Source organism: Flavobacterium sp. UBA2787 (assembly GCA_002352205.1).
Classification (GTDB): Bacteria; Bacteroidota; Bacteroidia; order Flavobacteriales; family Flavobacteriaceae; genus Flavobacterium.
In genome coordinates, this window is record DEHZ01000003.1 from 209,566 (window position 1) to 220,189 (window position 10,624).

11 protein-coding genes are annotated in these 10,624 nt (G+C 32.9%); 8 read left to right on the top strand and 3 right to left on the bottom strand.

The features are described from left to right. Positions 1 to 714, bottom strand: coding sequence for a pyridoxine 5'-phosphate synthase (locus B4N66_RS02810; protein ID WP_291092220.1), 714 nt, complete (start codon positions 712 to 714; stop codon positions 1 to 3). Between the two features lie 99 nt (positions 715 to 813). On the opposite strand from B4N66_RS02810, the gene B4N66_RS02815 reads away from it, so the two are divergent. From B4N66_RS02815 to murI, 8 genes are all read left to right on the top strand, one after another. Next, positions 814 to 1,473, top strand: a complete 660-nt coding sequence (locus tag B4N66_RS02815) for a CBS domain-containing protein (RefSeq protein ID WP_291092221.1) — start codon at positions 814 to 816, stop codon at positions 1,471 to 1,473. A 2-nt stretch (positions 1,474 to 1,475) separates the two neighbouring features. Beyond that, a complete protein-coding gene (locus tag B4N66_RS02820) occupies positions 1,476 to 2,360 on the top strand; it encodes an NAD kinase (protein ID WP_291092222.1) in 885 nt (294 codons plus the stop codon). A gap of 143 nt (positions 2,361 to 2,503) precedes the next feature. Further along, entirely contained in the window at positions 2,504 to 3,187 is a 684-nt protein-coding gene (locus tag B4N66_RS02825; protein WP_291092223.1) for a DUF6089 family protein, read from the top strand. Position 3,188: 1 nt separating this feature from the next. Continuing rightward, complete coding sequence (locus B4N66_RS02830) at positions 3,189 to 3,929, top strand: isoprenyl transferase (protein ID WP_291092224.1); 741 nt, start codon at positions 3,189 to 3,191, stop codon at positions 3,927 to 3,929. Beyond that, positions 3,862 to 6,582, top strand: a complete 2,721-nt coding sequence (locus B4N66_RS02835; RefSeq protein ID WP_291092225.1) for a BamA/OMP85 family outer membrane protein — start codon at positions 3,862 to 3,864, stop codon at positions 6,580 to 6,582. The genes B4N66_RS02830 and B4N66_RS02835 overlap by 68 nt, the downstream gene beginning before the upstream one ends. A gap of 41 nt (positions 6,583 to 6,623) precedes the next feature. Then, the gene (locus B4N66_RS02840) at positions 6,624 to 7,658 is read left to right on the top strand and encodes an OmpH family outer membrane protein (RefSeq protein ID WP_291092226.1); all 1,035 of its coding nucleotides are present in this window, start codon (positions 6,624 to 6,626) and stop codon (positions 7,656 to 7,658) included. 15 nt (positions 7,659 to 7,673) lie between these two features. Next, positions 7,674 to 8,174 (top strand): OmpH family outer membrane protein, encoded by a 501-nt coding sequence (locus tag B4N66_RS02845; RefSeq protein ID WP_291092227.1) that lies wholly within the window; start codon positions 7,674 to 7,676, stop codon positions 8,172 to 8,174. Between the two features lie 77 nt (positions 8,175 to 8,251). Then, on the top strand, positions 8,252 to 9,028 hold the full coding sequence (murI, locus tag B4N66_RS02850; protein WP_291092228.1) for a glutamate racemase: 777 nt from the start codon (positions 8,252 to 8,254) through the stop codon (positions 9,026 to 9,028). 2 nt (positions 9,029 to 9,030) lie between these two features. On the opposite strand, the gene B4N66_RS02855 is transcribed toward murI, so the two are convergent. Continuing rightward, positions 9,031 to 9,546, bottom strand: coding sequence for a gamma carbonic anhydrase family protein (locus B4N66_RS02855; RefSeq protein ID WP_291092229.1), 516 nt, complete (start codon positions 9,544 to 9,546; stop codon positions 9,031 to 9,033). A gap of 40 nt (positions 9,547 to 9,586) precedes the next feature. Further along, complete coding sequence (locus B4N66_RS02860) at positions 9,587 to 10,597, bottom strand: PorP/SprF family type IX secretion system membrane protein (RefSeq protein ID WP_291092230.1); 1,011 nt, start codon at positions 10,595 to 10,597, stop codon at positions 9,587 to 9,589. Positions 10,598 to 10,624 lie beyond the last annotated feature (27 nt).

The following is a 10,624-nucleotide window of genomic DNA, read 5'->3' on the forward strand; positions in this document are numbered from 1 at the left end:
CTATTTAAGTTTATGCAAATACATATTGACCACATTTTCGATTCCCAAATAAAGTGATTCGCAAATGAGAGCGTGACCGATGGAAACTTCCAATAAATTTGGAATATTTTCTTTGAAAAATTGAATATTATCTAAACTTAAATCGTGACCTGCATTTACACCCATTTCCAATTGATTTGATAAAATTGCTGCTTCAACATATGAATTAATTCCAGCTTTGTTTCCTAAACTGTATTGATGAGCAAATTCTTCGGTGTATAATTCAATTCGGTCTGTCCCGATGATTTTTGCACCTTCAATCATTGCTAAAACCGGATCAACAAAAATGGAAGTTCGAATGTCATTTCGTTTAAATTCCTGAATAACTTCTATCAAAAAATCTTTGTTTTTGATGGTATCCCAACCGGCATTTGAAGTTAAAGCATCATCGGCATCAGGCACTAAAGTCACTTGAGTCGGCTTTACTTCCAAAACTAAATCGATGAATTTTTGAACCGGATTTCCCTCAATATTAAATTCCGTATAAACAATCGGTTTCAAATCGCGAGCATCTTGATAGCGAATATGACGCTCGTCCGGACGAGGATGAATCGTGACACCGTGAGCCCCAAAACGCTGCACATCTTTGGCAACTTGCACTACATTTGGCATATTTCCGCCTCTGGAATTTCGAAGTGTTGCAATTTTATTGATATTTACGCTTAACTTTGTCATATTAAAAAAATTAATTTAAGAATCTGATTGCAAAAATACAAAGTTAAAGAACCTCAATTGTCGTATTTTTTGATTATTTTGCAACGAAATTAAATGGCTATGTTAGAAATAACGAACTATATAAATAACGATTTTAAACCGTTTGAAAGCAAAGAAACCATTGAAAACATTCAAGATTTTTTTGCCGATTTAACGTTTTCACATTTTCCTGTTCTTCAAGAAGGAATATACATTGGAAGTATTGCTGCCGATGATGTCATCACTTTTGATAATCACAAATCGGTGATTGAATACCGTTATACTTTAGAAGGTTTTTTTGCCCGAAATAATATGATTTGGTTGGATGTTTTGGAAGTTTTTGCACAAAATCACACCAATTTAATTCCGGTTTTAGATGAGCAGAACAAATATTTAGGGTATTATGAATTAAATGATATTGTTCAGTTTTTTGCAGAAACACCTTTTTTAAAGGAACAAGGCGGAATCATTATCGTTAAAAAACCTACCGTTGATTTTTCGATGAGTCAAGTTGCACAAATTATTGAAACCAACAATGGTAAAATTTTGGGAATTTTTATTTCGGAAGCAAATTCGGATTATGTTGAAATTACCATCAAACTTTCGCTTGGCGGAATGAATGAAATTATTCAAACATTCAGAAGATACAATTACGAAATCGTTTCTGAACATCAAGAAGATAATTATTTGAACAATTTGAAAGAACGTTCAGATTATTTAGATAAATACTTAAATATCTAAGCATGAAAATTGCCATTTTCGGACAATATTATCAAAACGATACCCGACCTATCATCAAAGACATTTTTGTTTATTTGAATCACAATCATGTTGAATTAGTGATAGAAGAAGCCTTTTTGAAAATTTTATATGCCGAAGAAATTCTAAAAAAAGAATACAAAACATTTTCCACCTACAAAGATTTAGACAGCAGTTTTGATCTTTTGATAAGTATTGGTGGTGATGGAACAATTTTGAGAGCCATAACCTACGTAAGAAATTCCGGCATTCCCATTTTAGGAGTAAATGCAGGTCGATTAGGTTTTTTAGCAAAAGTTCAAAAAGAAAATATTGAGTTATTTCTGCAGTCCATTCTAAATAAAAATTATACCGTTTCCAAACGAACATTATTAAGTATAGACAGCAGTCCAAAAAACACAGAAATTAAAGATATAAATTTTGCGTTAAACGAAATTTCTGTCAGCAGAAAAGATACCACTTCGATGATTACGGTTGAAACGTACTTAAACGGGGAATATCTAACTTCTTACTGGGCAGATGGTTTAATCATTTCTACACCAACCGGATCAACCGGATATTCGTTAAGTTGCGGCGGACCGGTTTTAACACCGGATGTAAAAAGTTTAGTAATTACACCCATTGCTCCTCACAATCTGAATGCGAGACCATTAGTTATTCCTGATAAAACAGAGATTATTTTAAAAGTTTCAGGAAGAGAACCGCAGTTTTTAGTTTCATTAGACAGTAGAATTGCAACGATGGATAATGAAACTGTTTTAACTATTAAAAAAACGCAATTTAAAATTAATATGGTTGAAATTCAAGACGAAACGTTTCTAAAAACCCTCCGAAATAAATTATTATGGGGCGTTGACAGAAGAAATTAATCTGTTTTGTAAAAAAATAAACCCATTTTACTATACTACTATCCTTTTATTTCCGTTTTTTTTGAAATTAATTTGTGATAAATACCAATTATTTGACTGTAAACTAGTCATAATTGTTATATTTGCACGCTATTTCAAAATCGATGATTAGAATACGAATTGCTATTTTTTTTACACTCATTTATGCTGGATTAAATGCCCAAATTAACGAAATAGGCATTTTTGCCGGTGGGGCGAATTATATTGGTGATGTTGGACCAACCACCTATATTGCACCAAACGATGTTGCTTTAGGAATTATTTACAAGTGGAACAGAAGCACTAGACACTCCTATCGATTTAGCTACACCTACGGAAAAATTTCATCAAATGATTTAGATTCAGATGTAGCAGACAGAAACTTAAGAGGATTGAATTTTAAAAACACTATTCATGAAGCTTCGGCAGGAATGGAATTTAATTTTTTTGAATTTGATTTGCATAGTATGAAACCGCAGTTCACCCCTTATGTTTATACAGGTTTAAGTTATTTTGCATACAAAGAATTATATTACACAGACCGCGAAGCAACCGAAGATTATCAGGATGCAGATTTAGCAATCCCAATGATTGTTGGTTTAAAGACAAAATTGACAAGAGATTTAGTTATTGGCTTTGAGGTTGGAGCACGTTTTACGTTTACAGACAATTTAGATGGAAGCAATCCTAAAAACGAAAATCTAACCCCTCTGCAATTTGGAAATATAAACAGTAAAGATTGGTATATGTTTACCGGGTTTACGTTAACTTATACATTTGGAGAAAACCCATGTTTTTGTCCGGAATAAAATGATTTTAGAAGAACAAATAAATAAAGACAACTTACCAAAACATCTTGCTATCATTATGGATGGCAATGGTCGTTGGGCAAAACAACAAGGAATGCTCCGAGCGTTTGGTCATGAAAAAGGCACAAAATCGGTGAGAGAAACGGTTGAAAATTGTGCAAAACTGGGAATTGAAAATCTTACACTGTATGCTTTTTCAACTGAAAACTGGAATCGTCCAAAATTAGAAGTAGATACTTTAATGAATTTATTAATAAAATCATTAAAAAAAGAATTGAAAACACTTCAAAAAAACGAAATTAAACTAAATTCTATTGGCAATTTATCGCTTTTACCTGCTACTGCACACAAAGAACTTTTAGAAGTAATTAACAAAACAAAAGAAAATAAACGAATGACTTTAACACTCGCTTTGAGTTACGGATCCAGAGAAGAGTTGGTTTCCGCAGTAAAAGCGATAAGTGATAAAGTTAAAAATAATATAATTTCGCCAGAATCTATTGATGAAACAATTATTAATCAACATCTTTACACACACAATCTACCGGATGTTGATTTATTAATACGAACCAGTGGAGAGCATCGAATCAGTAATTTTTTGTTATGGCAAATTGCTTATGCAGAATTATATTTTACCGATGTGCTTTGGCCGGATTTTAGAGAACAACATTTATATGAAGCTATCATTAGTTATCAAAAAAGAGAACGTAGGTTTGGAAAAACAAGTGAACAAATTAAATAATAGAAACGTGTTGAGAAACATTACGTCATTTTTTGCAATACTTTTTTTGGGAAGTATTTTTCAGTTAAAAGCACAAGAATCTTCAGCTTATGAAAGAGGTTCTCAATACATTTTAGGTGGTGTTGAAGTAACCGGAAAAATAACCTTTAATCAACAAACCGTTGTTACTTTCTCCGGATTGGAAAAAGGACAAAAAATTGTTGTTCCCGGTGAAGAAATCAGTACAGCTATAAAAAAACTTGGGAAATTAGGTTTGTTTAGCGATATTGACATGTATATCAATAGTATCAAAGGAGACACCATTTTCTTAGAATTAAACATGGTTGAACTTCCTAAATTAAATGAGGCCAAAATTCAAGGATTAAAAAAGAACAAAGCAGAAACTTTACTTAAAGAAGTTAACTTAACAAAAGGTAAAGTTGTAAACGAAAATTTGATTACTACAACTAAAACTACTATTGAAAATAAGTATAAAAAAGATGGCTTTTATAACGCAAAAGTAGCCATTAACACCATTCCTGACACAACTAGTGGAAACGAAGTGAAAATGGTAATTAATGTTGATAAAGGTAAAAAAATCAAAGTTTCAAGCATAAATATTGAAGGAAACGAAGAAATAAAAGACGGCAAACTAAGAGGTGCCATGTCTAACACCAAAGTCAAATTTCCGGGAAGATTTTGGAAAGGATCTAAATTTATCAAAGAAAAATACAAAGAAGACCTTGTTAGTTTGGTTGACAAATACAAAGAAAAAGGTTTTCGCGATGCACGAATAATTTATGACAGTGTAACTTTTAACAACAAAAAGAATACAGTTGACATTAAAATTAAAGTAGAAGAAGGTAAAAAATATTATTTTGGGGATATCAAATTCTTAGGCAACACCATTTACACAGACGAGGGTTTAAGCCGTATTTTAGGTATTAAAAAAGGTGAAACTTATAACGGAGTGCTGCTTCAAGAGCGAATTGCCAACAAGAAAAACCCAGAAGCCAACGATATCACCAATTTATATCAAAATAACGGATACTTGTTTTCTACTATCAATCCGGTAGAAGTTCGCACGGCCAATGACACCATAGATTTTGAAATCAGAATTCTAGAAGGTCCTCTTGCCTACTTTAATAAAATAACTGTAGTTGGTAACGACAAAACCAACGACCACGTAATTTATCGTGAACTTCGTACAAAACCTGGACAAAAATACAGCAAAGAAGATTTAGTGCGAACCATTCGTGAAATTGGTCAATTAGGATTCTTTGATCCTGAAGCAATTGATCCAAAATTTAAAAACGTAGATCCTGCTGCAGGAACAGTTGACATTGAATATAACCTTGTTGAAAAAGGATCAAGCCAAATTGAACTTCAAGGTGGTTATGGAGGTGGAGGTTTCATTGGAACATTAGGTTTATCATTTAACAATTTTTCTGCTAGGAATATTTTTAAGAAAGATGCCTACAAACCGCTTCCAATGGGAGATGGTCAACGCATGTCGCTACGTTTACAAGGAAGTTCATTCTTCCAAACCTATAGCTTAACATTTTCTGAACCATGGTTAGGTGGGAAAAAACCAATTCAATTTTCTACATCCTTATCGCATAGCAAACAGTTTTTAAATAATTTTCAAACTAGAGATGTAGACAGAAGTAGAAGTTTTAATATAACGTCGCTTTCTGTAGGTATTGCAAAAAGATTAACTGTGCCGGATGATTTCTTCGTATTATCACAATCTGTTAGTTTTCAATACTATGATTTGAATAATTATAACACCGGTTTATTTACGTTTGGAGATGGGTCAGCAAGAAATTTGGCCTATACAATTGGTTTAACAAGAAATAACAAAGGGGTCAATCCAATTTTCCCTGTTTATGGGTCTGAATTTTCCATCAGTGCAAAATTCACTCCCCCCTATTCATTATTTAATGGAATAGATTATAAAAATTTAGGAAATACGAAAGAGTATAAACTAAGAACTACTCAAGAAACAAGCGATCCTGTTACAGGAAATATAATACCAATTGGCACTTTAATTGATGAAAGTGGAACTCCGGTTTCCGAAGCTAACTTTCAAGATGCTGCTGTTGACCAAAGTAAAGTTGATCAAAAAAGATTTAATTGGTTAGAATTTTATAAAATAAAATTGAAAGTTGATTGGTATACCAAAATTGCCGGAACTAATCAAAATGCTCTTGTATTTAGAACCTTAGGCGAATTTGGATTTATGGGAGCTTACAATAACGAAAGAGGATTAGTGCCTTTTGAACGATTCTTCCTTGGTGGAGACGGTTTGGCTAACTTTGCCCTTGATGGAAGAGAAATTATTCAGTTAAGAGGTTATCCAAATCAATCGCTGTCATCAACAGATGGTGGAACAATTTACAATAAATTCACGATGGAACTTCGATATCCAATCACACTAAAATCTGCTGCATCTATTTATGTTTTAGGATTTTTGGAAGCTGGAGCATCCTACAATAATTTTCAAGAATACAATCCATTTAGACTTCAAAGGTCTGCCGGAATGGGTCTAAGAGTATTTATGCCCGCTTTTGGATTGTTAGGAATTGACTTTGGTCACGGCTTTGATGCAGTGCCGGGCCAGACACAAAAAAATGGATGGGAAACACATTTTATCATCGGACAACAATTTTAATTGTTAATTTCTGTTATATTTACATGATAATTTTAAAGAATATGAAGAAATTAGTTTTTTTATTGCTTTTAACACTTTCCGGAGTAGCCACAGAGGCACAAACCAGAGGTGTTAGGATTGGTTATATTGATATGGAATATATCCTTCAAAATGTTCCGGATTACACGGAAGCTAAAAACCAATTAGAACTAAAAGCTCAAAAGTGGAAACAAGAAATTGAAACCAAACAAAATGAAATCAATGCGTTTAAAGAAAGCCTTAACAATGAAAAAGTGCTTTTAACAAAGGAATTGATTGAAGAAAAAGAAGAGGAAATCAAGTTTCTTGAAACAGAACTTATTGAATACCAACAAAAAAGATTTGGTCCAAACGGCGATTTAATTGTGCAGAAAGCTGTATTGATTAAACCTATCCAAGATCAAGTTTTTACAGCTGTTCAAGACTTAGCAGAAGCTAAAAAATTCGATTTTATTTTAGATAAATCCTCTGATTTAACGGTTCTTTTTGCTGCAAAAAGACACAATATTAGTGATCAAGTTATTCGTACTTTAACACGTGCTTCTAAACGTGAGCAAATGAGTAAAAAACAACTTAAAGCATTGGAAGAACAAGAACGTATTGAAGATTATAAAGATGATAATAATCCTGCATTGGAAGAACGTAAAAAAATTCTAGAAGAACGCAAAAACAAACGAGATAGCATTGTTGAAGCCCGTAAAGCACTTGCCGAACAAAAGAAAAAAGACTTTGATGACAAACGTGCTAAAATGAAAGAAGAACGTGACGCAAAAAAGAATGGCACAGTTTCTGATAAAGATGACAAAGAAGAGAGCAAAACAACAGAAAGTAATTCTTCTACTGAAGAAAAAGTAGAAGGAAATACAGAAACAGAAACTGCAAAACCAACAGCAGCGGAAGCAAGACAAAAAGCCGAAGAAGAAAGACAAAAGAAATTAGACGAAAGAAAAAAACAAATTGAAGAACGTAAACAAAAAATATTAGCCGATCGAGAAGCCGCTAAAAAAGCAAGAGAAGAAAAACAAAACGAAAACAAAGAAAACGAAAACAATAATTAATAATAACTAGAAATGATGAAACAATTGAAAACTTTATTTATTGCGACTATTTTATTCTTCAGTGCAAGTCAAACAATTACTGCACAAACAAAAATAGCACATGTAGATACAAATGAGTTGATTACGAAAATGCCTGCTATGATTGAAGCTCAAAAACAATTAGAAACGCTTAGCAAACAATATGATGCAGAATTCAAAACGATGGCTGATGAATATTATGCAAAATTGAAAAAATATGATGAAGAAGCCGGAACTGTAACTGAAAAAGTAAACGAAGAAAGAGCGAAAGAAGTGCAGGATATGGAAAAAAGAATCAGAGACTACAGAGAAACTGCTCAAAAAGAGTTACAACAAAAAGAATCTGATTTGGCAAAACCATTAATGGAAAAAATCAAAGCGTCTATTGCTAAAGTTGGAAAAGCGAAAGGTTTCAACTATGTAATTGATGTAAACTCTGCCATTTTTGCAGACGGAACCGATTTAACTTTGGATGTTAAAAAAGACTTAGGTTTCTAAAAAAAATCTATAAAAAAATATAAAAACTGCTCACCCAAACTAACGGGAATTGAGCAGTTTTTTTTTATTTTTGATGTATGACAAATTCAGCACCGATTGGCTTATTTGATTCCGGGATTGGCGGAACCTCAATTTGGAGAGAAATACACACTTTACTTCCAAATGAAAACACTATTTATTTAGCTGATAGCAAGAATGCACCATACGGACAAAAATCGAAAGAAGAAATCATTGCGTTGAGCAAAAAAAATACTGAATTTTTATTAAATCAAAATGCAAAACTAATTGTGGTTGCTTGTAACACTGCCACCACTAATGCCATAGATGAACTTAGAGCAAGTTATAACGTTCCCTTTATCGGAATTGAACCTGCTATTAAACCTGCTGCAAAAAGCTCTGAAACGCACACTATTGGCATTTTAGCCACCAAAGGAACACTAAGTAGTGAATTGTTTAGTAAAAGTGTTTTAAATTACCCCACAACAAAAATTGTTGAGCAAGTTGGATTTGGTTTAGTTCAATTGATTGAGGAGGGTAAAATGAAATCAAATGAAATGACACTTTTACTTAAAAGCTATTTGGAACCTATGATTAAAGCAAATATTGATTATCTGGTTTTAGGATGTAGCCACTACCCCTACTTGATTCCTCAAATAAAGAAAATCATTCCAAAACATATTAAAATTATTGATTCCGGCGAAGCTGTAGCCCGTCAGACAAAAAATATTTTAATGGAAATTAATTTACTCAGTAGCGAGAAAAAAAGTTCGCAAATCTTCTATACCAATTATAATCCGATGGTTTTAAAATCGATTCTAAAAAATAAATACCTCGTAATTGAAAAAGACTTTTAAAACTATTCGTCCTTAAACCATCCGGAATACATCACATAATTATTCGAAATTCGATCTATTTCTCCGGCAAAATCAGATTGATCAATGTCTTTCACTTTCTTTGCAGGAACACCTGCATAAATAGTTCCGGATTCAACATGCGTGTTTTGGGTTAAAACAGCACCCGCGGCAATAATGGAATTACTTTCAATCACACAATTATCCATTACAATTGCTCCCATTCCGATTAAAACATTATCGTGAACTGTACAACCATGAACAATGGCATTATGACCAATTGAAACATTATTGCCAATAATGGTTGGATGCTTTTGATACGTGCAATGAATTATCGCACCATCTTGAATGTTTACTTTGTTTCCAATTTTAATAAAATGAACATCTCCTCGCACCACAGCATTAAACCAAATGCTACATAGAGAACCTAGCTGAACATCGCCAACGATGGTGGCATTTTCAGCCACATAACAATCACTTGGAATAACAGGAGATTTCCCGTTTACAGACTTAATTATCATAGTTCAAAAAAAATCCCGACAAGAGCCGGGATGTAATTTATTAGTTAATAGCAGGACAATTACATTGATATTTATCTCGCTTGCAGAATAAATTCATACCTAACGTGATTTGGTGGAAACCTGCATTGTCAAATCGAACATTACCAGCCAAATAAGAATAGGTATACGCAAACATAAATTGCTTATAATTTACACCAACTATTGGTGTGAAATATTGCAAACGTTGATCATTAACACTATTTCCATCAACATATTGTGCTCCATCAAAACTTCTTCTATAAGACAAACCTCCCCAAATTTTACCAAAATCTACATTTTTATAAACTTTTAAATTCAAGTCAATTGATTTCTCTTTTGTTTCTTCCACTAATTGAAATAAGATAGAGGGCTCCCATTGCAAACGGTCACTGCTTCCAAAAACATAACCGGCACTCAATAAGAATTTTCTTAAATTATCTGATTCGAACTCAGTATAAATTTCACGTCTTACATTTGCAATTGCATTTTTAACTGTGAAATGAGCATAAAATTCTAAGTAATTATAAGATGCTCCCAAATCTAAATTGAAATAAGAATCTTTTTGATAAATCCCTCCGATGATTGGATCAAAAGGTTGGTTATCGATAAAAGAAGTTTCGTCTAATTGACTCTGAACCAAAGCTCCACTAATACCAAATGACAACTGATTCAAATCAATTTCACTTCTAGAAAACATGATATGGTGAGCATAGGTTAGTTTAATTCCTTTTTGTGAATGATAACCGTTTCTGTCCGAAAACAAAATAGCTCCAACACCGGAACGCTCTCCAACACCAGCATTAAAACTCACTGTACTTAAACTTGGAGCATCTTCTTGACCAAACCATTGTGCTCTACTGGTCACTCTTAGTTTTGCACAATTGGCAGCACCAGCCATAGAAGGGTGGATTAAATAATAATTATCCGTTAAATAATCCGAATACACCGCTATTCCTTCTTGCGAATAAGAAAATTGCGAAATAAACACTAGTAGTAGTAAATAAGATTTTTTTAAATTAAGATTTAGATTCATGGGGTTTCTATCTTTTTAATGAAAAAT